This window comes from Collinsella aerofaciens, from assembly GCF_002736145.1.
GTDB lineage: Bacteria > Actinomycetota > Coriobacteriia > Coriobacteriales > Coriobacteriaceae > Collinsella > Collinsella aerofaciens_A.
Window position 1 is genome coordinate 506,982 of sequence record NZ_CP024160.1, and the last position, 25,812, is coordinate 532,793.

At 61.2% G+C, this 25,812-nt stretch carries 20 protein-coding genes and 2 tRNA genes; 20 read left to right on the forward strand and 2 right to left on the reverse strand.

From position 1 onward, the window contains the following. Genes pelG through CSV91_RS02205 form a run of 5 tightly spaced genes read left to right on the forward strand, consistent with a single transcriptional unit; the run spans position 1 to position 5,789 of the window. Entirely contained in the window at positions 1–1,545 is a 1,545-nt protein-coding gene (gene pelG, locus CSV91_RS02185; protein ID WP_099431625.1) for an exopolysaccharide Pel transporter PelG, read from the forward strand. After that, a complete protein-coding gene (locus CSV91_RS02190) occupies positions 1,535–3,304 on the forward strand; it encodes a CotH kinase family protein (RefSeq protein ID WP_099431626.1) in 1,770 nt (589 codons plus the stop codon). Before pelG ends, CSV91_RS02190 begins: the two co-directional genes overlap by 11 nt. After that, entirely contained in the window at positions 3,291–4,082 is a 792-nt protein-coding gene (locus CSV91_RS02195) for a polyphosphate polymerase domain-containing protein (protein WP_022094956.1), read from the forward strand. Before CSV91_RS02190 ends, CSV91_RS02195 begins: the two co-directional genes overlap by 14 nt. A gap of 3 nt (positions 4,083–4,085) precedes the next feature. Further along, a complete protein-coding gene (locus CSV91_RS02200; RefSeq protein WP_099431627.1) occupies positions 4,086–4,751 on the forward strand; it encodes a DUF4956 domain-containing protein in 666 nt (221 codons plus the stop codon). Positions 4,752–4,784: 33 nt separating this feature from the next. Then, positions 4,785–5,789 carry a PLP-dependent transferase gene (locus tag CSV91_RS02205; protein WP_099431628.1) on the forward strand — a complete coding sequence of 335 codons (1,005 nt, stop codon included), beginning with the start codon at positions 4,785–4,787 and terminating at the stop codon, positions 5,787–5,789. Here CSV91_RS02205 and CSV91_RS02210 read toward each other — a convergent pair. After that, positions 5,779–6,123, reverse strand: coding sequence for a winged helix-turn-helix domain-containing protein (locus CSV91_RS02210; RefSeq protein ID WP_099431629.1), 345 nt, complete (start codon positions 6,121–6,123; stop codon positions 5,779–5,781). The two genes, CSV91_RS02205 and CSV91_RS02210, sit on opposite strands and share 11 nt — an antisense overlap. A 193-nt stretch (positions 6,124–6,316) precedes the next feature. Here CSV91_RS02210 and CSV91_RS02215 point away from each other — a divergent pair, with 193 nt between their 5' ends. Together CSV91_RS02215 and leuS are read left to right on the forward strand one after the other, a co-directional pair. After that, on the forward strand, positions 6,317–7,828 hold the full coding sequence (locus CSV91_RS02215) for an IMP dehydrogenase (RefSeq protein ID WP_099431630.1): 1,512 nt from the start codon (positions 6,317–6,319) through the stop codon (positions 7,826–7,828). A gap of 259 nt (positions 7,829–8,087) precedes the next feature. Then, positions 8,088–10,664, forward strand: a complete 2,577-nt coding sequence (gene leuS, locus CSV91_RS02220) for a leucine--tRNA ligase (RefSeq protein ID WP_099431631.1) — start codon at positions 8,088–8,090, stop codon at positions 10,662–10,664. Positions 10,665–10,768: 104 nt separating this feature from the next. On the opposite strand, the gene CSV91_RS02225 is transcribed toward leuS, so the two are convergent. Then, positions 10,769–11,341, reverse strand: a complete 573-nt coding sequence (locus CSV91_RS02225) for a hypothetical protein (protein WP_099431632.1) — start codon at positions 11,339–11,341, stop codon at positions 10,769–10,771. 369 nt (positions 11,342–11,710) lie between these two features. Between CSV91_RS02225 and CSV91_RS02230 the strand changes: the two genes are divergently transcribed. From CSV91_RS02230 to CSV91_RS02290, 13 genes are all read left to right on the forward strand, one after another. Next, complete coding sequence (locus tag CSV91_RS02230) at positions 11,711–12,205, forward strand: ribosome maturation factor RimP (RefSeq protein WP_099431633.1); 495 nt, start codon at positions 11,711–11,713, stop codon at positions 12,203–12,205. A gap of 1 nt (position 12,206) precedes the next feature. Continuing rightward, on the forward strand, positions 12,207–13,454 hold the full coding sequence (nusA, locus tag CSV91_RS02235; protein WP_006234042.1) for a transcription termination factor NusA: 1,248 nt from the start codon (positions 12,207–12,209) through the stop codon (positions 13,452–13,454). Positions 13,455–13,545: 91 nt separating this feature from the next. Then, positions 13,546–16,260 carry a translation initiation factor IF-2 gene (gene infB, locus CSV91_RS02240; RefSeq protein WP_099431634.1) on the forward strand — a complete coding sequence of 905 codons (2,715 nt, stop codon included), beginning with the start codon at positions 13,546–13,548 and terminating at the stop codon, positions 16,258–16,260. Between the two features lie 11 nt (positions 16,261–16,271). Beyond that, a complete protein-coding gene (gene rbfA / locus CSV91_RS02245; protein WP_006234038.1) occupies positions 16,272–16,682 on the forward strand; it encodes a 30S ribosome-binding factor RbfA in 411 nt (136 codons plus the stop codon). Beyond that, positions 16,675–17,718 (forward strand): DHH family phosphoesterase, encoded by a 1,044-nt coding sequence (locus CSV91_RS02250; RefSeq protein ID WP_099431635.1) that lies wholly within the window; start codon positions 16,675–16,677, stop codon positions 17,716–17,718. The genes rbfA and CSV91_RS02250 overlap by 8 nt, the downstream gene beginning before the upstream one ends. 15 nt (positions 17,719–17,733) lie before the next feature. Next, positions 17,734–18,666 (forward strand): tRNA pseudouridine(55) synthase TruB, encoded by a 933-nt coding sequence (truB, locus tag CSV91_RS02255; protein ID WP_099431636.1) that lies wholly within the window; start codon positions 17,734–17,736, stop codon positions 18,664–18,666. Beyond that, a complete protein-coding gene (ribF, locus tag CSV91_RS02260; protein ID WP_232049537.1) occupies positions 18,663–19,670 on the forward strand; it encodes a riboflavin biosynthesis protein RibF in 1,008 nt (335 codons plus the stop codon). The genes truB and ribF overlap by 4 nt, the downstream gene beginning before the upstream one ends. Continuing rightward, the gene (gene dnaG / locus CSV91_RS02265) at positions 19,663–21,762 is read left to right on the forward strand and encodes a DNA primase (RefSeq protein ID WP_099431637.1); all 2,100 of its coding nucleotides are present in this window, start codon (positions 19,663–19,665) and stop codon (positions 21,760–21,762) included. The genes ribF and dnaG overlap by 8 nt, the downstream gene beginning before the upstream one ends. 110 nt (positions 21,763–21,872) lie before the next feature. After that, a complete protein-coding gene (rpoD, locus tag CSV91_RS02270; RefSeq protein WP_055286388.1) occupies positions 21,873–23,222 on the forward strand; it encodes an RNA polymerase sigma factor RpoD in 1,350 nt (449 codons plus the stop codon). 161 nt (positions 23,223–23,383) lie between these two features. Then, positions 23,384–23,458 (forward strand) — tRNA-Asn (locus CSV91_RS02275). Between the two features lie 34 nt (positions 23,459–23,492). Continuing rightward, a tRNA-Asn gene (locus CSV91_RS02280) sits at positions 23,493–23,567 on the forward strand. 160 nt (positions 23,568–23,727) lie between these two features. Then, complete coding sequence (locus CSV91_RS02285; protein ID WP_172622429.1) at positions 23,728–24,117, forward strand: Asp23/Gls24 family envelope stress response protein; 390 nt, start codon at positions 23,728–23,730, stop codon at positions 24,115–24,117. Between the two features lie 27 nt (positions 24,118–24,144). Continuing rightward, the gene (locus tag CSV91_RS02290; RefSeq protein ID WP_099431638.1) at positions 24,145–25,806 is read left to right on the forward strand and encodes a DAK2 domain-containing protein; all 1,662 of its coding nucleotides are present in this window, start codon (positions 24,145–24,147) and stop codon (positions 25,804–25,806) included. Positions 25,807–25,812: the final 6 nt, after the last annotated feature.

Consider the following 25,812-nt stretch of genomic DNA (forward strand, 5'->3'; position numbering starts at 1 on the left):
GTGGCCGGAATCGGTTTTGAGCTTAAGCGCCTGTTTAGGCGCAAGGGCCTTTTTGCCACGATGCGCGCTTACGGCTACGCCGGCATTGTGTGCACGGGTCCCATGCTGTTGGGCGTGCTGCTCCAGGTGGGTATCTTGGTGCTGTGCGGTCTGTGGGGCGTAGGGCGTGCCAACCAGGATCTGCTGGTGTGCATGGTGACCTACACACTGCTGGCCTCGCTTTTGCTCACGAGCTTTTTCTCCATGCCGGTCACGCGCTTTTTGGCCGATATGTTGTTTGCCGAGCGCGAGGATGAGATACTGCCTTCGTTTTGGGGCTCCAACGCCATCATGCTCGTTGCGGGCACGGTGCTCTACGGCGTCTTTTTGCTGTTCTCGGGCGCCACGCTGCTGCAGGGGCTGCTGTGCCTGTGGCTGTTCAACATTATGATCGTCAACTGGAACGGCATGAGTTACCTCACGGCCATCAAAGACTACCGCGGCATCCTGTGCAGCTTTGCGGCCGCCATTGGCGTGGCGTGCCTGTGCGCCCTGGCCGCGCTGGCGCTGGGGCTGCCGCCGGTCGAGGGCCTGTTGGCATCAATTGCTCTGGGCTACGGCGTTATGCTCGCCTGGGACGTGGTGCTGCTATACCGGTATTTTCCTCAGAGCGACCGCAGCCCCTGGCTCTTTTTGCAGTGGCTCGATCAGTTTATGCCGCTGGCGCTTACGGGCCTGTTCACCAACCTGGGCCTCTTTGCGCATTTGGTGATAATTTGGGCCGGTCCCATTGGCGTGCAGGTCAAGGGCTTGTTTTATGGTGCGCCCTACCACGATGTGCCGGCGCTTATCGCGTTTTTGACAATCCTGGTCACGTCCGTCAACTTTGTGGTCTCGGTCGAGGTCAATTTCTATCCGCGCTACCGCGACTACTACAGCCTGTTCAACGACGGTGGCGTGGTGGGCGACATTGTGGTGGCCGAGGAGGAAATGCTCTCCACGCTCAACCGAGAACTGCGGTTTTGTGCGCTCAAACAGTTGTTTGTGACCGCGGCGGTCATTTCGCTCGAGACCACGGTGCTCTCGGCCCTACCGTTGGGCTTTAATAACCTGATGCACGGGTATTTTCGCACGCTGTGCGTGGGCTATGGCCTGTATGCCGTGGGCAATACGGTGTTGCTCATCTTGCTGTACTTTACCGACTACAAGGGGGCCGTGCTGGCCTCGGGGCTGTTTGCTGGTGTGGCCGGGCTAGCGAATGCCGTTTCTCTGCTCTTGCCGCAGCAGTTTTACGGCTTTGGCTTTTTGTTGGGTGCAGCGGTGTTTTTTATCGTGGCGCTGCTGCGGCTCGATACCTATACCGCCAACTTGCCGTATCGTATCCTGAGCCAGCAGCCCATGGTGGCGACTGACAAGACGGGCTGGTTTACCGAACTTGGCCGGGTGCTCGACCGTGTTGAGCAACGCTACGAGGCCAAGCGCGTGGGCGGTGAGCCGCGCAGTGCGTTTGAACGTATGGTGGTTCGCCTGTACCAAAAACATTGGGGAGGTTCTGATGATCGATAAGTTGATGTCTCGCCGCTGCCTGATCGAGGCGGCTGCCGGTGCGCTGTTGCTTTCGGGCTGCTCGTCTCAGGACGAATCCTCGACCAAAAAGGTCAAAAAGCAGGACAAGATTAAAAAGGCTGAGGCCTCGGGCGAGACCAAGCACCTTCGCGATAAGGACGAGCTGTACGAGGTCTACGACGACTCGGGCATTGTGACCATGTACCTGACGGTCTCGCGCGGTAACAGCTCCGAGAACACCGATCATAGCTGGGCCGAGATCAATACGTACTCGGTGTATGACTACGCCGACATGGGCGTGACGCGCTATCAGGTAATGGGGCTTTTGCAGGCGGGCGACGAAGACGGCCCGGTGGCCGGCGAGGTTGGTTATGGCGAGGAAGCGCCCAATGCCACCGTGCAGGTGCGCGGTCAGACATCGAGCATGAACTCGCAAAAGAATTACAAGGTGGAGCTCAAAAAGGGCAAGGGTACCTGGCGCCAACAGCGCGCGATTGCGCTCAACAAGCACATGGGCGAGGGTGTGCGTTTTCGCAACAAGATGGCCTATGACCTTATCCGCGGGATTCCCCAGATGATGGGCCTGCGCACGCAGTTTGTGCATCTGTGGGTGTGCGACCAGACCGAAAAGTCCAACGATACCTTTGAGGACTACGGCCTGTTTACGCAGGTGGAGCAGCTCAATAAGACGGCGCTTAAGGCGCACGGCTTGGATAAGAGCGGGCACCTGTACAAGGTGAACAGCTTTGATTTCCATCGCTACGAGGACACCATTAAGCTTGCCGATGATCCCGACTATAACCAGGCAAACTTTGAGGGCATGCTCGAGATTAAGGGCGATACGGACCACACCAAGCTCATCGAGATGCTCGATGCGCTCAACGACGAATCGCAAAAGATAGATAACGTGCTCGACACCTACTTTGATACCGAGAACCTGGTCTATTGGCTGGCGTTTCAGATCCTTACGGGCAACTGCGATACGCAGAACCGCAACTGTTATCTGTACAGCCCGCTCAACTCAAATACCTGGTACTTTTTGGATTGGGACAACGACGGCATGCTGCGCAAGCTGGAACTTTCTCTTACCGGGTTTTCGGACTACGCGAGCTGGGAGCGCGGCGCAAGCAACTACTGGGGCAACGTGCTGTTTAACCGCGCGTTGCGCAGCAAGGCGTTCCGCGGTGAGCTCGATCGCGCCGTCAAGGACCTGCGTACGTATTTGACCGAGACGCGCCTGACCAAGATGATCAAGCATTATCGCGAGGTTACCGAATCGCTAGTCTTTGCTTCGCCCGATATCGATAATCTGCCTGTCACCAAGGACCAATATGAGCAGATCGCCGCGGCGATTCCCTCCGAGATCGAGGAGAACTACAAGAGCTTTCGCGAGAGTTTTAAAAAGCCCATGCCTTTCTACATCGGCGTGCCGCAGATCGATAACGGCAAGCTGCGCATTAACTGGGATGCGTCCTACGATTTTGAGGCGCGCGACATTCGCTACACCGTTGAGCTTGCGCGCGACTATGCCATAAGCGACGTGGTCTTTAAGGCCGAGGATGTGCTGCTTCCCGAGGTGACCTGCGATGCGCCCGATACCGGCCAGTATTTTGTGCGCGTGCGTGCCACCAACTCCGACGGCTATACGCAAGATGCGTTTGACTACTATGTGACCGACGACGGCAAGCACTACGGCATGAAGTGTTTTTACGTGCAAGACGGCGGTAAGGTCGTGGAGGATACGTATGAGGAGGGCTAGCGCGCTGCTTGAGCGCCTGGCGGCACCGCCTGTGCGTGCCACGCAGGAGCGTTACCGCCACGAGCTCAAATATCTCATTAACGAGGGCGAGCACGCCGCGCTTGCCTGCCGCATGGCGCCGGTGTTTAAGCTGGACAAGCATGCGCGGGCGGGCGGTTACACTATTCGCAGCCTGTATTTTGACGACTACTGTAACTCGGCCTACGAGGAAAAAGACGCCGGTATTCTCATGCGCAAAAAGTATCGCGTGCGCATCTATAACGGCAGCGACAAGGTGATTAAGCTCGAGCGCAAAAAGAAGTACGGCAGCTGGATTTACAAGGAGGATGCGCCACTTACGCGCGGTGAGTTTGAGCAGATTCTGGCTGGCGACTACGACTTTTTGCTGAGGAGCCCCTATCCGCTCTGTCGCGAGTTCTACATCGAGTGCATCTGCAACATGATGCGCCCGAGGACCATCGTGGACTACGAGCGCGAGCCGTGGGTGATGGATGAGGGCACTGTGCGCATTACGTTTGACATGAACGTGCGTGCCGCGGTGGGAAGTTTTGACATCTTTGACGCGACCTTGCCCGCGCTGCCAGTCCTGGAGCCCGGCAAGCTGGTGATGGAGGTCAAGTTTACAGAGTTTTGTCCGCAGCTGGTGCGCGATATGGTGCCTCCGGGCGCGGCCGAGCTTACGGCGGTCTCCAAGTACTGCCTGTGTTACGAAAAGACCGCCTACCTGCGCGGATTTAATTACTGGGAATCGGATTTTGAGAACCGAGGGGATATTTAGACCATGAGCACCAGGGACTTTTTTAAGAACTCCGTCTTGGAGGCGTTTGGCCAGGTCGACCCTGCCAAGATTGGCCTTTCGCTGCTCGTGGCGCTCGCCATGGGCGTCCTGATCTATTACGTGTACAAGCGCTTTTTTACCGGCGTGGTGTATTCGCGCAGCTTTGCCGTGACGCTTGTGGGCATGTGCGTGCTCACCTGCATGGTCACGCTCGCGATTTCGACCAACGTGGTCATCTCGCTCGGTATGGTCGGTGCTCTGTCAATCGTCCGCTATCGTACGGCGGTTAAGGACCCGCTCGACCTGCTGTATCTTTTTTGGGCCATTACCACAGGCATTGCGGCAGGCGCCGGCATGTACGCGCTCGTGGGGCTTACGGCAGTGGTGATTGTGGTGATGATTGCCGGCTTTGCGAGCCGCCAGGACAAGGCGCGCGTGTACATGATGGTCATCCACTACACGGGCCAGACTACTGGCGACGATATCGTGCGCGCATTTGGGCGCACCAAGTTCACCGTCAAGTCTAAGACCATGCGCGGTGACAAGGTCGAGATGGCTGTCGAGGTGTTCTCGGACGGTGTGGATATGCCCTATGCGGACGCCATTCGCGCGCTCGATGGCGTTGAGGACCTGACGCTCATTCAGTACAACGGCGAATATCACGGCTAGTTTGGTTCAGTTTTATTTAAGGGGCGGTGTCGCGTGGACGTGCAGCAGCTTGAAGAGACCTGGGCCGTAAGGGCCGGCGCACGTGAAACGTGTCTTGTTGCGGCCTCGCATGTGCCGGCGGCGCTGTCGATGCTGGGGATTGTGCAGCCCGGCGATCGCTTGGTGGCCTTTGCGGACGACTTTGCCGATGCGTTTGCTTGCGGCTTTGATGGCTGCGATGTTGCGCTGGTGGGGGAGCCCGCGGCTGCGACGTTTGCTGCTACGTCCGAGGGCTTTGATGCTTCGTTTGATGGCGAGGGGCCGCACCTGTGGTGGTTCGTCAACTCCATCGGCGGGTTTGGTCTGCGTGTGCCCGATCTTCGCGCTCTGGGCCGCGCGGCTCGTGAGTCGCATGCGCTGCTTGTGGTTGATAACACTGTGTCGGGCGTCTTTGGGTGCAACCCGCTGCGTCTGGGCGCCGTGCTTTCGCTCGAGGCGCTCGACCGCGTGTGTGCCGGCGTTGCGCCGCGCAAGCTCGTCGCCGCTTCGGTGGCGCGCTCGCAGCTTAAGCGCCATCGCGTGGATGCCGCCGCAGAGTGCGCGCACGCGTTGCTTGCGGACTGTGGTGCGTCTGCGCTTGACCTGTCTGCTGAGGAGACCGACGTGCTGGAACGCGGGCTGTCCTCGCTCGATGCTCGCATGCAGGCGCACTTCGACCGTGCCCGTGCGCTGGCCGAGTATCTTGCCGCCAACGAGATGGTACGCAACGTGCGCTATCCCGGGCTGACCTCGCATCCCGACCATGCCATCGCGACCGGCATCCTGGAGCACGGTTTTGGCCCGGCAGTAGAGTTTGACCTTATCGAGCGAAGTGCGGGTGAGCTGTTCGACACATTGCCGGGGGAGTTCCGCACGTCGCCCGCCGGCGGCGCAACGACACGCCTTTCGGCCCCACGCGGCAAGCAGGTGGGAACCATCCGCCTCTTCGCCGGCACCGACAATCCCCTGGTCGTAGCGTCCGTCCTAGACAACGCCCTCCGCAAATTAGCTACTTTTTGATGCTGGCGATGAGGTCGTTTGCTTTGGTGGCGATGACGTTGTTGATGTCGGCCTGCAGCTCCTCGTAGACCGCTATGGCCCGCTCGCCGGCGGGGGTGAGCGATGATCCGCGGGCGCCGTCGCGCTCAATGAGCTTGCAGCCCAGCTGCCCTTCAGCCTCGTTTACGATGCGCCATGCCTTGGAATACGCCATGCCCATGCTTTTGGCGGCGCGGTTGAGCGAGTGCTCCCGGGCAATACCCTGCAGCAGCAAGACGCAGCCGTGGCCGAACACGCCCGGCAGATCTTTGTCGCACGCTTGAATGACCAACTTTGCCGTCGTCTTGTACACCATGTGCTCCACGTCTTCCCGCTAAAGTGTTTGCTGGGCAAACGCAAAGCCTGCGTCAAACCCTCGTGTGCTCTTCTTAAATCATGCATTGTAGCAGTCAAAGTGCGTTAAGATACTTCCCCAGTATTGGGCGCCCAAGGTTGGGCTGGGTCCTACGAGGCCTGCAGCCGACCGGTCGCATGGAAAAAGGAGAAACATGGCTACGTTCTTTCCCGGTGAGTCCCACACGTTTTCGGAGTATCTGCTGGTCCCTGGTTACTCGTCCTCGCAGTGCATCCCCAACAACGTCTCGCTTAAGACGCCGCTAACCCGCTTTAAGCGCGGTGAGAAGCCGGCAATCACCCTGAACATCCCCATGGTTTCCGCCATCATGCAGTCCGTCTCGGGCGTCGACATGGGTGTCGCGCTCGCTACCGAGGGTGGCCTGTCCTTCATTTACGGTTCCCAGAGCGCCGAGTCTGAGGCCGCTATGGTCAAGGCCGTCAAGGATCACAAGGCCGGCTTCGTTCAGTCCGATTCCACGCTGACCCCCGACATGACCATGGAGCAGGTCATCGAGCTCAAGGAGAAGACCGGTCACTCCACCATGCCGGTCACCGACGACGGCACTCCCAAGGGCAAGCTCCTGGGCATCGTCACCAGCCGTGACTATCGTCCCAGCCGCGATGACCACCAGAAGAAGGTCTCCGAGTTCATGACCCCGCGTGAGCAGCTCATCGTGGGCGACAAGAACATCAGCCTCAAGGTTGCCAACGACGTCATTTGGGACAACAAGCTCAACGCTCTGCCTATCGTCGACGACAATGATCACCTCATGGGCATCGTCTTCCGCAAGGACTACGACAGCCACAAGACCAACCCCAACGAGTTGCTCGATAACGACAAGCGCTACATGGTCGGCGCCGGTATCAACACCCGCGACTATGCCGAGCGCGTGCCGCTGCTCATCGAGGCCGGTGCCGACGTTCTGTGCATCGACTCCTCCGAGGGCTTCAGCGAGTGGCAGAAGCGCACCATTGAGTGGATCCGCGCCAACTACGGCGAGGACGTCAAGGTCGGTGCCGGTAACGTCGTCGACGCCGAGGGCTTCCGCTTCCTGGCCGACTGCGGTGCCGACTTCATTAAGGTCGGTATCGGCGGCGGTTCCATCTGCATTACCCGCGAGACCAAGGGCATCGGCCGTGGCCAGGCCACCGCGCTGATTGACGTCTGCCGCGCTCGCGACGAGTACTACGAGGAGACCGGTGTTTACGTGCCCGTGTGCTCCGACGGCGGCATCGTCTACGACTACCACATGACGCTCGCCCTTGCCATGGGCGCCGACTTTATGATGCTGGGCCGTTACTTCGCCCGCTTTGACGAGAGCCCGACCGAGCGTGTCAATGTGAACGGTCAGTACATGAAGGAGTACTGGGGCGAGGGTTCTGCGCGTGCCCGCAACTGGCAGCGCTACGACCTGGGCGGCGCCGCGAAGCTCAGCTTCGTCGAGGGCGTCGATTCCTACGTTCCCTACGCCGGCTCCCTCAAGGACGGTGTGGGCGGCACGCTCTACAAGGTCAAGTCCACGATGTGCAACTGCGGCGCCCTCTCGATCCCCGAGCTCCAGGAAAAGGCACGCCTGACCCTGGTCAGCTCTACCTCCATCGTCGAAGGCGGCGCCCACGACGTAGTCGTGAAGGATTCTCAGCAGAGCGTTTCCTATCGATAAGGTAAGAGCTGCATATCAAAGGTTGATTCTCAGCCACGTTATTTAGATAAAGCGAGATGCCCGCAAGTCGCAGGCATCTCGCTTGTTGTATTTGCTAGAATCATCCAAGTTAACCCTAGGGTCGGGCGGCTAGGCTTTGCTCGCTGCAAGTTCCGCACGAGCCGAAGGCCACTTAATGTGGCCTTCGTGCGAGCAGGACTGTCCGCAGCAGCGAGCAAAGCCTAGCCGACCGGCCCCAATCAAGTTAAAAGGAGCTGATATGTGCGATTGCACAGATCATAAGGACGAGATCCCTGCCTACGACGCGCAGGCCATTGAGTCCAGGTGGATGAAGGCCTGGGAGGACTCCAACCTCTTTGCCGTCGACACCGACGCCAGCAAGCCCAAGAAGTACGTGCTCGAGATGTTCCCGTATCCGTCGGGCGACCTGCACATGGGCCACGCGCGCAACTACACCATCGGCGATGCCATGGCCCGTCAGGCCCGCATGCGCGGCTACGACGTGCTTCACCCCATCGGCTTCGATGCCTTTGGCCTGCCTGCCGAGAACGCCGCCATCAAGCACAACACGCAGGCTGCCGCCTGGACGTATAAGAACATGGACCAGGCTCTCGCCACGATGAAGCGCATGGGCTTCTCCTACGATCTGGATCGCATGGTCAAGACCTGTAGCCCCGACTACTACCGCTGGGGTCAGTGGATCTTTGAGAAGCTGTGGGAAAAGGGCCTGGTCTACCGCAAGAAGAACCCGGTCAACTGGTGTCCTAACTGCAAGACCGTTCTGGCCAACGAGCAGGTCACCGAGGGCAAGTGCTGGCGCTGCGGCACCGAGCCCGAGAAGCGCGACCTGGAGCAGTGGTACTTCAAGATTACCGAGTACTCCCAGGAGCTGCTCGACGACCTGGAGAAGCTCCCCGGCTGGCCCGAGCGCGTCAAGCAGATGCAGGCCAACTGGATCGGTCGTTCCGAGGGCGCCGAGGTCGACTTTACCCTGTGCGACAAGGATGGCGAGCCCATCGAGGGCGACGAGGGTAAGATCACCGTCTTCACCACGCGAGCCGACACGCTCTTTGGTGTCTCCTTCTTTGTCTTGGCTCCCGAGTACGCTCGTCTGCACGAGCTCGTCGAGGGCACGGAGTACGAGGAGGCCGTGACCAAGATCGTCGAGGACTCCAAGCATATCTCCGCCGTCGAGCGTGCCCAGGGCACCCTCGAGAAGCACGGTGCCTTTACCGGCCGCTACGTGGTGAACCCGGTCAACGGCGAGAAGGTCCCCGTGTGGGTTGCCGATTATGTTGTTGCCGACTACGGCACCGGCGCTGTCATGGCCGTTCCCTGCGGCGACCAGCGCGATTTTGAGTTTGCCCGCAAGTATGACCTGCCGATCGTGCCGATCATCCTGGACGATGACGACCGCGCAGCCGTCGAGGCTAACGGTGAGACCATCGATACCTTCCATGCCGAGACCGTCGACTGGGATTGCGCCCACGCTGCCGAGGGCACGCTCGTCCAGTCCGGCAAGTACACCGGCATGCGCGGCGGCAAGCACTCCGAGGGCGAGGCTGCGATCGTGGCCGACCTCGAGGCCATGGGCTGCGGTCGTCGCAAGGTCGAGTTCCGTCTGCGCGATTGGCTCATTTCCCGTCAGCGCTATTGGGGCAACCCCATCCCGGCCATCCACTGCGAGCACTGCGGCATCGTCCCCGTACCCGAGGACCAGCTGCCGGTGACGCTGCCCGAGAACCTGGACCTGGGCGCCGGCGAGACCCTCGCCGAGTGCAAGGAGTTCTACGAGACCACCTGCCCGGTCTGCGGCCGCCCGGCCAAGCGCGAGACCGATACCATGGACACCTTCACCTGCTCCAGCTGGTATTACCTGCGCTATACCGACCCGCACAACACCGAGCTGCCCTTCTCCCGCGAGGCGGCAGACCGTTGGATGCCCGTCGATAACTACATCGGTGGCATTGAGCACGCCATTCTGCACCTGCTCTACAGCCGCTTCTTTACCAAGGCGCTGCGCGACCTGGGCCTGTTGAGCGTTGACGAGCCCTTTACCAACCTGCTGTGCCAGGGCATGGTCAAGGACGAGAACGGCGACACCATGTCCAAGTCCAAGGGCAACGTCGTGCCCCCGAGTTCGGTCATCGAGCCCTACGGCGCCGACACCATGCGTCTGGCGATCCTGTTTATCGCCCCGCCCGAGAAGGACTTCGACTGGGATCCCAAGGCCGTCGAGGGCGCCAACCGCTTTATCAAGCGCGCCTGGCGTATCGTGTGGCAGCTCGTCCAGTCCGGCGATGCCAACGTGGCCTTCGACAAGTCCGTGCTCGACGAGGTTGCGATGAAGCTCTACCGCGAGCGTCACCGCACCATTGCCAAGTGCACCGAGGACTTCGATCGCGGCCAGTTCAACACCGCGATCTCGGCCGTCATGGAGCTTGTCAACGCGGCGAGCGCCTACCTCAACGCAACTGAGGGCGCTTCCCGTGACAAGGCGCTGTGCTACGGCGTGGCTAAGGATATCGTGAGCGTCCTTGCCCCCATCTGCCCGTTCTGGGCCGACGAGCTGTGGCACGAGGCGCTCGGCTGCGAGGGCAACGCCTACACCGCCGCCTGGCCTGAGTTCGACCTGGCCGAGTCCATCGAGGACACGGTGCAGATCGTCGTCCAGGTGCTCGGCAAGGTCCGTGGCCGCATCGACGTGGCTCGCGATGCCTCCAACGAGGAAATGCAGGCTGCCGCCGAGGCCGCTGTCGCTAAGTGGACCGAGGGCAAGACGGTCGTCAAGGCCATCTGCGTGCCCGGCAAGCTTGTCAACCTGGTGGTTAAGTAAACGCCGCGCGCATTGTTGACGTGTTAAAGACGAGGGGCGATCCGATTGGGTCGTCCCTCGTTTTGCGTTATATGCCCTGCTTGGCTTGTGCCGAGCGTCACCCTCTACGGAATGTGTACCAAGTCCCTAAAGTAGACGTTGCCGGTTTGCTCCTCGAACATCCAGATATTAAGGTAGATGTCGTTGAGGTCGTTGTTCACGTCAAAGTCCGGATCGTCGAAGGTGCCTACAAAGGTGAGCATCGCGGTCGTTTCTTCGCCTGCGGCGACAGGCTGGCGCATGCGCACGTCGCGGACGACACCGTTGACGTAGGCATAAGCATCGACATCGCCAAACATCATGTCGACATCGGTGTTGTTTGTCACCGCAAAGACCAGCACGGCATCGCCGTAGCCGTCGGTGTCCTTGCCCACGCAGGTAACATGGACGTTCTCGTCTGCCTCAAGGTCGATGGGGAACTGTTCTTGGGGGTCGGGACCCAGTCCCTGGGGATCGACGATGTCTTCGTTAATTTTGTCGAAGCTCTCCGATGGCGTCGTTTTCTCGATGGCTTTGGTGCTGCCAGGATTCGGTTCGCATGTTCCGGTTTTGCCATTCGTGTTGCCGCAGCCCACGAGGGCCAACGAGCACGTTGCGATGGCGAGCGCAGTTATGCAGGGGGTGCCTAGACGTTTCATGTGTGCCTCCTTGCCGTAGAGGATTTGGAAAGGTTCGTCGTTGCGCGACTTGCTGGCTGGCTTGTTGCAGAATGCCCCTTAGCGTAAGTCTGATCGATAGGGGCTCGGGGAGGAATGCCCTTGGGGTCCGAACGGGCCTGTGGAATGGGACGCATGGCCCGTTTTGGGGCTGTTGAGGGTGCGCCGCATGGGGTTCCTCGACCAATTGTCCTATTCTTGTGGAGAAGCTGTGCGCACGCTGACCTGCAGATTCGTACTGTGCTTGCACGTTTCCGCAGCTATTGGTATAGTTTGCTTGCAAATGAAGTTGTAATTGAAAGAAGTGGGGTTTCGGCCCCGCTTCTTTTTTGTATGGATGGAGGTGCCGCAATGGTCAAGACCAAGACCGAGCAGGCGATCATCGACGCGCTCGAGGCCGTCGCTCCCCAGCACGATATCGACATCGTCGACGTCGAGCTCGTGGGTGCCACCAAGGCCCCCTGCGTGCGCGTGCGTATCGAGGGTGCCGAGGGTCAGAGCCTGTCGCTCAACGACGTCACGGCCAACACCAAGTGGGTCGGCGATGTGATTGAGGAGCTCGACCCCATCTCTTCGAGCTATACGCTCGAGGTGTCGAGCCCGGGTATGGCGCGCCCGCTGCGCCGCCCGAGTGACTTTGCCCGCTTTGTGGGCGAAAACTGCGAGCTCACCTCCACTGCCACCGAGGGCCGTCGCAAGTACGCCGGCAAGATTGCCGCTGCGACCGAGACCGACGTGACCCTCGAGCTCGAGGACGGCGAGTCCGTTACCCTCGATTTTTCTGATGTTAAAAAGTGCAAGTTGAAGCCTACCTACGACTTCAAGCCCGCGAAGGAAGGAAAGTAAGATGGCAGCATCCGACATGATGTCCGCCCTGATGGAGCTTTGCCAGGAGAAGCACATCGACCAGCTCTACCTGATCGACCGCCTGGAGCAGTCGCTCGCCAAGAGCTATGCCGAGATCCTGCATCTTGAGTGGGGCGCCAAGGTGACCATCGACCGCACCACCGGCAAGATCTACGTCTACCGCCTGGAGCCGATCGACGATTCCATGGACGAGGAGGGCAACTTCACCGAGTTCGAGGAGATCGACGTCACCCCCAAGAACACGAGCCGCATCGCTGCCCAGCACGCCAAGGCCGAGATCAACGCCATCGTGCGTAACTCCGCCCGCGAGCAGATCTACGAGGAGTTCTCCGGCCGCATCGGTGACCTCATCAGCGGTACCGTGCTGCAGTCCACGCCCGACTTCACGATCGTCAAGATTCGTGAAGGCGTCGAGGCCGAGTTGCCGCACTTCGATCAGCGCCGTTACGAGAACGAGCGCAACGAGCGTCCGATGGGCGAGCGCTACCTGCACAACCAGCATATCAAGGCCGTGATCATCGACGTTCGCGACCCCAACTCCAACCTGCAGCCGGTTCGTGGCGAGCACAGCCGTCCGCCGATTGTCATCTCCCGTACCCACCCCGAGCTCATGCGTCGTCTGTTTGAGCAGGAGGTGCCCGAGATCTATGAGGGTACCGTCCAGATCAAGTCGATCGCCCGCGAGCCCGGCCAGCGTTCCAAGGTTGCCGTCCACTCGCTCGACGACCGTCTGGATCCCGTGGGCGCCTGCGTCGGCCCCAAGGGCAGCCGTGTTCGCGCTGTCGTGGGCGAGCTCCGTGGCGAGCGCGTCGACGTCATCCTGTGGGATGCCGATCCTGCCGTCTACGTCGCCAACGCCCTGTCGCCCGCTAAGGTCACCCGCGTCCTCATCGACGAGGAGAAGGCCTACGCCGGCGTCATCGTCCCCGACGACCAGCTGTCCCTCGCCATCGGCAAGGAGGGCCAGAACGCCCGCCTCGCCGCGCGCCTGACCGGCTGGCACATCGACATCAAGTCCGAGACGCTTGCCGCCGACATCCTCAAGAACGTTCCCGTTCACGAGGAGCCCGCCGCCGACCTGATCGGTGACGAGGAGGACGAGGACGTCCGCCGCTGCGAGTACGTGTCCGAGGACGGCATCCAGTGCCGCAACCAGGCTCGTCCCGGCTCCCGTTTCTGCGGTGTCCACGACACCGACGCCTTCGATGATGCGGAGGACCTGATCTAGCGCGCGGTCGCGCCGGGCAGGTCCCGGCGCATCTCCCACGCTCGTTCAGTCTCTAGGCACCCAAGGTGCCAGAAAGGGTAGGTGAAGTCATATGGCAAAAGTCCGTGTGTCCACCCTGGCCAAAGAGTTCGGCATGACCTCCAAGGAACTGATGGGTCATCTCGCCGATATGAAGATTCCCGCTAAGTCCGCTTCCTCCACCCTGGAGGACGCCTACGTTGCCATGGTCCGCAAGCAGCTCGCCTCGGTGATCGAGGCTCGCGCTCAGGAAGTCGAGGCCGCCAAGCAGGCCGAGGAGCAGGCAGCTGCCGCCGAGGAGGCCGCACGCGCCGCCGAGGCCGAGCGCGAGCGCATCGCCGCCGAGAAGGCACGCGAGGAGGAGCGCCGCCAGTTTGCCGCAGCCCAGGCTGCCGAGGAGGCTGCCCGCGCCGAGGCCGAGGCCAAGAAGAAGGCCGAGCAGGAGCGCCTTGCCCGCGAGAAGGAGGAGGCTGCCCGCGAGGCCCAGCGCCGCGCCGTTCCCGCTTCCGACTCCGGTTCGCGCTTCCGTTCGCTGCTCGATCAGATCGCCGCACAGGAGACCGTGCTCAAGGAGAAGAAGGACGCCGAGGACAAGGCCAAGGCCGAGCGCGCCGCCGAGCGCGGTAACCGTCGTGGCGGCAACAACGACCGCCGCGGTGGCCGCCGTAACGATCGTAACGGCTCCGACAACAACTCCGAGCGCAACGCCTCCGAGAGCCGTCCGCACAGCCATCGCACCAACGCCAGCAACAACGTCGCTGCCGGCATGGACTTCCCCAACCCCGATAAGCAGGGCAAGGGCAAGAAGCGCAAGGGCGGTCACAGCAACGAAGGGGACCACTATAGCCGCATGGCTCGCGAGGCCGAGGAGTACAGCCGCGAGAAGGTGCTCGAGGAGGCTCGTGCCGCCGTCGAGGAGGCCTCTCGCGAGTCCACCGGTCGCCGCAAGAAGCGCAAAGAGAAGCGCGAGCGCGAGGCTGCCAAGGCTCAGGAGGAGCGCAAGATAGAGGAGGCTTTGGCCCAGGGCGTGAACCCCGAGGAGCTCGACGCCATCAAGGTCTCCCAGGGCGTTACCGTCCAGGAGCTCGCCGAGGCGCTCGACGTTCCGGCCAACGACATCATCAAGCGCCTGTTCCTGCTGGGCACGCCGCTCACCATGACGCAGTCCATGTCCGACGACCTCGTCGAGCTCGTTGCCGACGACCTGGGCCGTCAGATCAAGATCATCACCCCCGAGGAGGAGAACACCTTCTCGTTCTACGACGATCCCGCCGACCTTAAGCCGCGCGCCCCGGTCGTCACCGTCATGGGCCACGTCGACCACGGCAAGACGAGCCTCCTCGACGCCATCCGTCACACCGGTGTCGCTGCCGGCGAGGCGGGCGGCATTACCCAGGCAATCGGCGCTTCGCAGGTTATGATCAACGACCGCAAGATCACCTTCATCGATACCCCGGGTCACGCCACCTTTACGGCCATGCGTGCCCGTGGTGCCAAGGTGACCGATATCGTCATTCTAATCGTGGCTGCCGACGACGGCGTCATGCCCCAGACCGTCGAGTCGATCAACCACGCCAAGGCCGCCGGCGTTCCCATCGTCGTTGCCGTCAACAAGATCGATAAGCCCGGCGCCAACCCTGACCGCGTGCGCCAGGAGCTCACCGAGTACGGTGTCATCCCCGAGGAGTGGGGCGGACAGAACATGTTCGTCAACATCTCGGCGAAGCAGAAGATCGGTATCGACGACCTTCTGGAGACCGTGCTGCTCCAGGCAGATGTGCTCGAGCTCAAGGCCAACCCGGACACCTTTGCCTCCGGCAACGTCCTCGAGGCCAAGCTCGACAAGGGCCGCGGCTCGGTCGCTACCGTGCTCGTGACCCGCGGTACCCTGCACGTGGGCGATACGCTGGTCGCCGGCCTCACCTACGGCCGCGTCCGCGCCATGCTCGACCCCAAGGGCCGCGCCGTCACCGAGGCCGGTCCCTCCGACGCCGTCGAGATCCTGGGCCTGCAGTCCGTGCCCAACGCCGGTGACGAGTTCCGCGTGTTCGAGGACGAGCGCGAGGCTCGCGCCCTTGCCGACGAGCGTTCGCTCAAGGCCCGTATCGAGGAGCAGAGCCGCGTCAAGCACGTCACGCTCGAGAACCTCTTCGAGACCATTGCCGACGCCGAGGTCAAGGAGCTCAACCTGATCATCAAGGCCGACGTCCAGGGTTCCATCGAGGCCCTTCAGGATTCGCTCGACAAGATGGATCAGTCCGAGGTTCGCATCAACACGATCCACTCCGCCGTTGGTGCCATCAACGAGACCGACGTCGTCCTGGCCGACGCCTCCAACGCCATCATCATCGGCTTTGGCGTCCGTCCCGACGGTAAGGCCCGCTCCGCCGCCGAGCGTGAGGGCGTCGAGATCCGTTGCTACGACGTCATCTACAAGTGCCTCGAGGAACTCGACGCTGCCCGTATCGGCATGCTTAAGCCCACCGAGGTCGAGGTCTCCACGGGTACCGCGACCGTCCTGGACACCTTCAAGGTGCCCAAAGTCGGTATCGCCGCCGGTGTCCGTGTCGAAGAGGGCGAGATCGCCGCGACCGATTCCGTGCGTCTGGTGCGCGACGGCATCGTGGTCTTCAACGGCAAGATCGCCTCGATGCGCCACTACAAGGACGAGGCCAAGAGCCTCAAGAGCGGTTCCGAGGGCGGCATTGGCCTGGAGAACTTCCAGGACATCAAGCCCGGCGACCAGATCGAGGGTTACCGCATCGACCAGGTTGCCCGTACCGAGTAGGGGGTAGCGCTATGAAGCAAACGCAGGCAACCCGCCGTCTGGGCGAGCAGCTTCGCGAGAAGCTTGGTTATATCCTGCTCTTTGAGGTTTCCGATCCGCGTCTCGACCTGGTTACTTTGACCGCGGTCGAGGTCGCGGTGGACCGTTCGTTCGCGCGTGTGTACGTGTCGTGCGATGCGAGCCGCTACGACGAGGTCATGGAGGCGCTCGCTAGCGCCAAGGGCCGTATTCGCAGCCTGTTGGCTCGCTCGCTCGATTGGCGTGTTACGCCCGAGCTCGATTTTCGCATCGATCGCTCGACCGATGAGGCCGAGCGCATCACGCGTGCGCTGGAAAACGTTCCCGCCACGCTTGCGATCGAAAAGGACGAGGACGGCTATCCGATAGCGGATGCCGCCCAGGAGGCAGCTTTAGATGACTAATTCCGCCGACCTCGCCTCGTGCGAGTCTGCAGATATTCAGCGGCGCATCCTCGAGCTCATCGAGGGTGCGTCCTCCATTGCGATTTCGGGACATACTTCTCCCGATGGCGACGCCCTGGGCTCCGTGTTGGGTCTGGGCCTTTCGCTCATGAAGTTTTTTCCCAACAAGGACATTGCGCTGCTGTTGGCAGACGATGACCCGGTTCCGCGTATCTACCGCTTTATGGAAGGCTCCGATCGCCTGGTGCCGGCATCTGCGTACACCGGCAATCCTGACCTGTTCATCTCGGTGGACGTACCGGTCGTCGAGCGTCTCAATAATTCCGCCGAGGTGCTTCGTCGCTCCAAGCATGTGGTGTGCTTCGATCACCATCCGGCGCGCGAGGAGTTTGCCGAGCTCAGCCTGAGGCGCGTCGAAGCTGCAGCCTGCGCCATGATCATCGACCGCTTCTTGGACAATTGCGGCATTGTCGCACGTGATGGCGTTGCAACCTGCCTGCTGTGTGGCTTGGTTACCGATACCGGCCGTTTTCAGTACCAAAACGCCGACGCCGCCGCGTTCCATGCAGCCTCGCGTCTGGTTGCCCACGGTGCCGATCCGGCGCGTGTGGCACTCGAGGTCTACCAGAGCATGCGCGTTGAGTTTTTGCACCTCAAGTCCATCGTTATGGGCCGCATTAAGACGGTGGCCCACGGGCGCGTCGCGTATAGCTACGCGTACCAGAGTGACCTTGAGGCGTGCGGTGTCACCTCGGATGAGTGCGACGGTCTGGTTGACGTGGTGCGCTCGGTGATGGGCGTCGAGGTCTGCCTGTTCCTGAAGGGCATTGAGGGCGATACCAAGGTGCGCGGCAACCTGCGCTCCAAGGGTGACCTCAACGTGTCCGAGATCGCTGCTGCCTTTGGCGGAGGCGGACATCCTGCTGCCGCCGGTTTCTCCAACAACGGAACGATTCTCGAGACGCTCACCGTGGCACTTCCCATGCTGGCCGAACTGGTAGGGGAGGATCCCGCTTCGGTGACCGTCGAGCTTTAACTTTTTGGATGGTACATGGCTCGTCGTACGCCTTCTCAACTGAATATGCTGCTCGCCGTCGATAAGCCGGTGGGCTGCACGTCCCACGATGTGGTTTCGCAATGCCGGCGCGCCCTCCATGAGCGGCGCGTCGGCCATGCCGGCACGCTCGACCCCATGGCATCGGGTGTCATGGTGGTGGGTGTGGGCCAGGCCACCCGTCTGCTGGGCATGCTCACGCTCGATACCAAAAGCTATGTCGCCGACATCTCGTTTGGCGCCGAGACCAATACCGATGATGCGGAGGGCGAGGCGGTCCGCACGGTGGCTGTTGCCAACGAGCTCCGCGATCCTGCCTATGCCCGTGAGCGCCTGGCCGCTATGCTGGGTCCGCAGATGCAGGTGCCGCCGGCGTTTTCGGCTATCTCGGTCAATGGCGTTCGCGCCTACAAGTCTGCTCGTGAGGGCAATGCGGTGGACCTACCTCCGCGCCCCGTCGAGGTCTATGCCGCCGACCTGATCGCCGTGGGCGGCGAAGGTGATACGTGTGTGTGGACCGTGGCGTTCTCGGTGAGCAAGGGCACCTATATCCGTGCGCTCGCTCGCGACTTGGGCCGCGCCTGCGAGAGCGCCGCGCACATTTCTGCGCTGCGCCGCACGGCCTCCGGTGTTGTTTCCATTGGCGCTTGTCATGCGGTTGAGGAGCTTTCTCCGGAGTCCGCGGCTGGCTTTGCCCTGGATCCCATTGCAGCCCTGGGCGCCACGCGTGTTGACTTGCCTGGCAATCTTGCCGACGATCTGCTCTGCGGCCGACGCATTCCTGTTGAGCGTGCGCTTGCCGATTTCGATACCTCGAAGTCGCCTTTTGCGTTGGTGTTCGATGGGGGACTCAAGGCGCTCGCCCGCATTGAGAGTGGCCGCTTTGTCATGGAGCACGTGTTTCCGCAGGCAATCGGCGGTGTTCGATGATGTTGTCCGCTCGCGAGCTCGCGCGTATCTTTTTCGCGGGCGAGTCGGACGAGGCTCGCATCGTTACTGCCGATGCGTTTGATGAGTGCGGGCACTTGGGTGCCGCATCGATTGCCATCGGCGTGTTCGATGGTGTGCACCGTGGACACCAGGAACTCATCGAAGCGCTTGTCCGTGATGCCCGTGCCCATGGCTGCAAGGCGGTCGTGGTCACTTTCGATCCCGACCCGGACGTTGTGGTGAGCCCTTCGCCCGCTCAAAAATTGATGACGACGGCTGACCGTCTACATGCCTTGGCTCAGACCGGGGTCGATGCGGTGGTGGCCGTTCCCTTTACGCCTGAGGTTGCGGCACTCGACCATGTCGGTTTTCTCGCACTGCTGTCACGCGTGGTCGACATTCGTTCGATTCGCGTTGGCAGCGACTTTAGGCTGGGTCGCGGCGGTGCTTCTGGTGTTGCCGAGATGCGCGCCTGGGGTTCCGAGCACGGCGTTGACGTGTATGGTCACGACCTGCTTTGCGAGGGCGGTGAGGCCATTTGCGCCACCCGCATTCGTCATGAGCTGGGACAGGGCCATGTGGAGCTTGCTGCTGAGTTGCTCAGCCGCCCGTATATGCTGCGTGGCGGTGTTGTTCGCGGCCGTCATGAGGGTTCTGGCATGGGCTTTCCCACGGCAAACCTGCAGGTTCCCGACGGCATTCAGGTGCCTGCCGATGGCGTGTACGAGGGCCTGGTGCTCGTCGATGACACCGTATGGCCTGCTGCCGTGAACGTCGGCCTGCCGCCGACGTATGCCGACGATGCGGCATCTTCACATCTCGAGGCTAACTTAATTGGTTATACGGGCGACCTGTACGGCGCTTCCGTTTCGCTGGCGTTTACACGCTGGCTGCGTCCGTCGCGTGTGTTCGATTCGTTGGATGAGTTGATTGCGACCGTCGAGGGTAATATCGAGGACATTCGTCACAACTTGGGTGAGCAGGGGGTGAGCATCCGTGATTAGCGATGAGGAAAAAGACCAAGTACGCGCTGCGTCCGACCTAGTCGCCATCGTGCAGGAAACGGTTGAGCTCAAGCCCCGCGGCCATGAGTTTTGGGGCTGCTGCCCCTTTCATGGCGAAAAGACCCCATCGTTTCACATTATCCCCGCCACGCAGGTGTGGCATTGTTTTGGCTGCGGCGAGGGTGGCGACGTCTTCACCTATATCATGAAGCGCGAGAACCTGAGCTTTCCCGAGTCAATCCGCTATTTGGCCGATCGTGCGGGTATTGAGCTGCATGACACCGGAGATCGTCGCGAGCGCGGTACCAAGCGTGCCCGCATCTACGATCTGTGTGCCGAGACCGCCCAGTTCTACCACACCATGCTTATGCGCGGTAAGGATGGCCGTCCACGCGAGTACTTTGCCAGCCGTGGTATGGGTGGCGACGTCTGCCGCCGCTACTGCCTGGGCTTTGCACCGGGCCGCAACGCGCTGGTGTCGCACCTGTCCCAGGCGGGTTTTACCCTGCAGGAGATGATCGACGCCAACGTTGCCGTGAGTCGCGGGCGCGGGCAGCTTGCCGACCGCTTCTACGACCGCGTGATGTTTCCCATCTTTGACGAACAGGGTCACAACATTGCCTTTGGCGGTCGCATCATGGGTGACGGCCAACCCAAGTACCTCAACACCGCCGAGACGAGCGTGTTCCATAAAAAGCGAAACCTCTACGGCTTTAATTGGGCCAAGGAGTTTATCGTCGCTCAGGATACCGCCATCGTGGTAGAGGGCTATACCGACTGCATCGCCTGTTGGGAGGCGGGGATTAAAAACGTTGTCGCTACGCTGGGCACCGCGCTCACGGAGCATCACGTCAAGACGCTCACCCGCTTTGCCAAGCGCATCGTGTATATGTTTGACGGCGATGCCGCGGGCCAGAAGGCCGCCCGTCGCGCGATTCAGTTTATCGAGCAGGATTCGATGGACCTGCGCTGCGTGGTGCTGCCTGACGGCAACGATCCCATGGAGTTCATCACGGCGCATGGTGGACAGGAGCTGCAGGCGCGCATCGACGCTGCCGAGCCCCTCATGGACTTTGTCTACCGTTCGCTGCAGGAGTCGAGCGACATCACCACGCCGGGCGGTCGCGCCAAGGCGCTGGAGGATGCGCTGACGCTCATCTATCCGCTGCGCGATAGCTATATGATCGATACGTACTTTATCCAGATTGCCGATCTGTTGGGTTTGGATCTGGAGACAGTGCGTGCGAGCTCGGGCCGCGTGTTTCGCGATGTCGCCAAGCGCGAGGATACGGAACGACGTCGTGAGCAGAACTATGAACGCCAGCGGGCGCAACTCGAGCGCTCTGGTAGCGCGGGCGGTCGGACGTCTGGTTCGCAGGGGGCAGCTCGCGGTGCTTGGTCATCGGGCGCGACGCCGCCGGTGTCCGCGCCGGTCGAAGAAGAGCCGTACGACTATGTCCCGCTTGATGCCTACGGTGCCGCGCCCGTAGAGGTCGGCGTCGACCTGCCGCCAATCGATGTGCCTGATGGTATAGGCTCTGCGCCCGCCGTTGGCCCGGCAGACGCCTCGGCCCCTATGGTCCTGACCGATTTGGAACGCAAGTCCTTGGCAGGGGAGCGCGAGCTGTTGACGATGCTTACGAGCTACCCCGACCTGTTCCGCACGTATGCCGACCGTATCTGCTCTATCGAGTGGGTTGACCCACGTCACGAGTCTATCGCATGGGCCGTTCTGGCAACGCCGCCGGGAACCGATCCTGCAGCCTGCATGGATGCGGCGCGCTCGGTGTGTCCTGAGGCGGCAACGCTTGTGAGTGCCGGGCGCATCTCGGCGACGAGCAAGCACCCCACTGAGACGAACATTGTGTTTATGCTTGATACGCTCGAGCTCTACACCATCAAGCGCCGCATGCGTGCCGCACAGGCCAAGCTGCGCCAGGACCGTTCGCTCGATGATGAGGCCCGTCGCGCGCTGACCGTGCAGGCCGCGCAGGATTCGCAGCGTCAACGCGAGCTGCAAAAGTCTATCGGCGGCGTGGCGGACCCGTTCCGTTTGATCGGTTTGGAGACCGCGGGCACCGAACAGGCCTAGATGTTGTGGTCAACCAGCGTATTCTCGCCTATATCCAGTCCTCTTTTTGGGTATAGACGCCTATGTGTGTGCTAAAGTATTGAGTCCTGTGGACTATGAAGGGAGAATCTGTGCCAAAAAAGACTGAGAGCACGGGTACTGGGCTGGAATCCTACGTTGCAAAGCTCATGGGCAACGGCTCAAACAGGACTTCGGTAACCGAGGACGAGATTCAGGTCGCCCTGAAGGATATCGATGTTTCTGACGAGCAGCTCACCGCGGTGTATTCCGCGCTGCGCAACAGCGGCATCCAGATTATCTCCGCGAGCGGAAACGACGACGCCCCCATGGACGTCGACGATGACGATAACGATACCGATACTGACGATTTCGATGACGACGACGAGCACGATTCCGGCTCGCTCGACGATCACGAGCTCAAGATGGCCCGTCAGGCCGACGCCGAGATGGGTTCTTCCAAGAGCAAGAAGAAGCGCACCGTGCGCACGTCCCGTTCACGCTCCCGCGTGCGTGGCATCGATGCCTCCACGGTGATGCTGACCGGCGATCCGGTTCGTATGTACCTTAAGGAGATCGGTAAGGTCGACCTGCTGACCGCTTCCGAAGAGGTCGATCTGGCCATGAAGATCGAGGCCGGTCTTGAGGCCACTGAGAAGCTCGAGGCTGCCGATGCCGGTGAGCTCGAGCTCACGCGTGCCGAGATGCGTCGTCTTACGCGCATTGAGAACGTCGGCCTCGAAGCCAAGCAGGCACTCATCAGCGCAAACCTGCGTCTGGTTGTCTCCATCGCCAAGCGCTATGTCGGCCGCGGCATGCTGTTCCTTGACCTGATTCAGGAGGGCAACCTCGGTCTGATTCGCGCCGTCGAGAAGTTCGACTACCAGAAGGGCTTCAAGTTCTCCACGTACGCCACGTGGTGGATCCGTCAGGCCATTACGCGCGCTATCGCCGACCAGGCCCGTACCATCCGTATTCCCGTGCATATGGTCGAGACCATCAACAAGCTCGTCCGCGTGCAGCGCCAGCTCCTTCAGGACCTGGGTCGCGACCCGACCCCCGAGGAGATCGGTGCCGAGATGGACATGAGCGCCGACCGCGTCCGCGAGATCCAGAAGATCTCGCAGGAGCCCGTGTCGCTCGAGACCCCTATCGGCGAGGAGGAGGATTCCCAGCTGGGCGACTTCATCGAGGACTCCCAGGCAATCGTTCCTCCCGATGCCGCCAGCTTCTCCATGCTACAGGAGCAGCTCACCCAGGTGCTCGACTCGCTTGCCGATCGTGAGCGCAAGGTTATCGAGCTGCGCTTTGGCCTTGTCGACGGGCATCCCCGCACGCTCGAGGAAGTCGGCCGCGAGTTTGGCGTCACGCGCGAGCGTATCCGCCAGATCGAGTCCAAGACCTTGGCCAAGCTCCGCCACCCTAGCCGCAGTAGCAAGCTGAAGGACTACATCGAAAGCTAGTCAAGCAAGAAGCGCCCTCAAGCACATTCGCTCGGGGGCGCTTTCATGTAGTCGTTGGGGACGTTCTTAAACGACTAGGTCGGAAAAATTCTCAAAAAAGTTCTTGCCCTGAGCTGATTCGTCCGTATAATAAATTTCGTTGCTTGAGAGCACGCACCTATTCCTCGGTAGCTCAATGGTAGAGCACGCGGCTGTTAACCGCGCTGTTGTAGGTTCGAGTCCTACCCGGGGAGCCAGAATTTCTCAGCCCATTCCGCTGGGCTTTTTAATTCCTCGGTAGCTCAATGGTAGAGCACGCGGCTGTTAACCGCGCTGTTGTAGGTTCGAGTCCTACCCGGGGAGCCAGGTTGTAAAACCCGTCGCTTATGCGGCGGGTTTTTTTTGCCGCGACCACTTGACTCGAACGTTGCCATATCAACATTTCGTGTCGAGGATGTAATCCCGCGACCCACCACCTCAACATGGCGCGGTCGTTGTAGAATAATGCAATGATTGCTCCCACGACATGGTGCCGCGAGCACCAGATAAGGAGATTCTTGTGTCTGAGACCATTAACGGCAGCCTGAGCGTCTCGAACGACGTTATTGCCGATATTGCCGGTTATGCCGCGATGACGTGCTATGGCGTCGTCGGTATGGCTGAGCAGCTCCAAGGCGCCGAGAGCGTGCGCCTGCTTGCCGGTCAGCGCCTCCGCAAGGGCGTGCTTGTCTCCGCCGACGAGAACGGCCTTGCGGTCGATCTTCACGTCGTGCTCGAGAACGGCGTCAACATGAAGTCCGTCTGCCACAATCTTTCGAGCTCCGTTGCCTTCACCCTGCAGGAGATCGCCCAGATCGATCCCGCCAGCCTTAAGATCGGCATCCATATCGACGCGCTCAAGAGCCGTCTGAACTAGCATCCGAAAACGGAGATTCAAATACCCATGATTGCAAAGACCATTCGCACCTGTTTTCCGATCGCTGCGGCTGCCGTTTCCGACAAGGCCGAGGAGATCAATAAGCTCAACGTCTTCCCCGTGCCCGACGGTGACACCGGCACCAACATGTCGCTCACGCTCGCCTCGGTGACCAAGGAGCTCTCCGCTCTTCCCGCCGACGCCGACATGGAGGCCATCGCCGGCGCCATCACCCATGGCTCCCTGATGGGCGCCCGCGGCAACTCCGGTGTCATCACCTCGCAGATCCTGCGCGGTGTGGCTGAGGGTCTCGTTTCTGCCGATGAGCCCATTACGTCCGCCAACATCGCCTATGCGTTCCGCCGAGCCGTCAAGGTCGCCTTCCAGGCCGTCCGCAAGCCCATCGAGGGCACGATCCTCACGGTGCTGCGCGATGTCTCGACCAAGGCCGACGAGTGCGAGAAGAAGAAGTTCTCGGCCGAGGACGCGCTCGACGCTATCGTCGTCGAGGCATATCAGTCTGTCGCCCGCACGCCCGACCTGCTGCCCGTTCTGAAGGAGAACGGCGTAGTTGACTCCGGCGCCTTCGGCTTTGCTATTTTCCTTGAGAACTTTGTTGCCGCCGCGCTTGGCCGCAGCACCGTTGTTGAGGATTTCTCCGCCACGTTTGATTCTGCCGGCTCTGCCCGCGACGCGGCCCTTGGTCGTGTTGAGATCGAGGCCAACGACGACTGGGAGGGCTCGGAGTTCCGCTACTGCAACGAGTTCCTCTTTAAGGCCGACGCTCCCTTTGACGAGGACGAGTGCCTGAAGTTCCTGGGCTCCATGGGCGACTGCGAGCTTCTCGTGGGCGCCTATCCCGACTACAAGATCCATGTGCACTCCAACACCCCCAACCTGGTGCTTGAGCACATGCTTCAGCTTGGTCAGATCTACGAGGTCTTTATCCACAACATGGAGATGGAGGCCCACGACCGTACCGCTAAGATCCATGAGGACCAGGAGAAGGCCGCCGAGCCCGCGAAGGCCCTGGGCTTTGTTGCCGTTGCGGCCGGGTCTGGCGAGGCCGACATCCTCAAGTCCCTCGGTGTCGATGTGATCGTGTCGGGTGGCCAGACCATGAATCCCTCGACCGCCGACCTGCTGGGCGCCGTCGACCAGGTCAACGCGACCTCGGTCATCATCCTGCCCAACAACGGCAACATCCGCATGGCTGCCGAGGCCGCTGCCTCCGCCTGCACCGACAAGAAGGTCGCCGTCGTTCCCACCAAGACCGTCCCGCAGGCCTTCTCCGCGCTGTTCGCGGTCCTGCCCGATTCCGAGCTCGAGGACGCCGTTGCCGCCATGGTCGACGCCATCAGCGAGGTCCGTGATGGCGAGGTCACCCGTGCCGTGCGCGATTCCAGCGCCTCCGACGGCTCGCCGATTCACTCCGGTGACGTCATGGGTATCATTGCCGGTTCCATCGACGTGGTCGGTGCGGACGTGAAGCAGGTCACGCTCGACTGCATCAACCGCATGCAGGAGGAAGAGGAGGGCGACGCGCTGACGATTCTGGCCGGCGAGGAGCTGTCCGACGAGGCCTTCCAGGAGATTGTCGACGCCATCGAGGAGGCTCAGCCCGACCTGGAGATTGATGCCCATCGTGGCGAGCAGCCGCTCTATCCCGTGATCTTCTCGATCGAGTAGGCATCT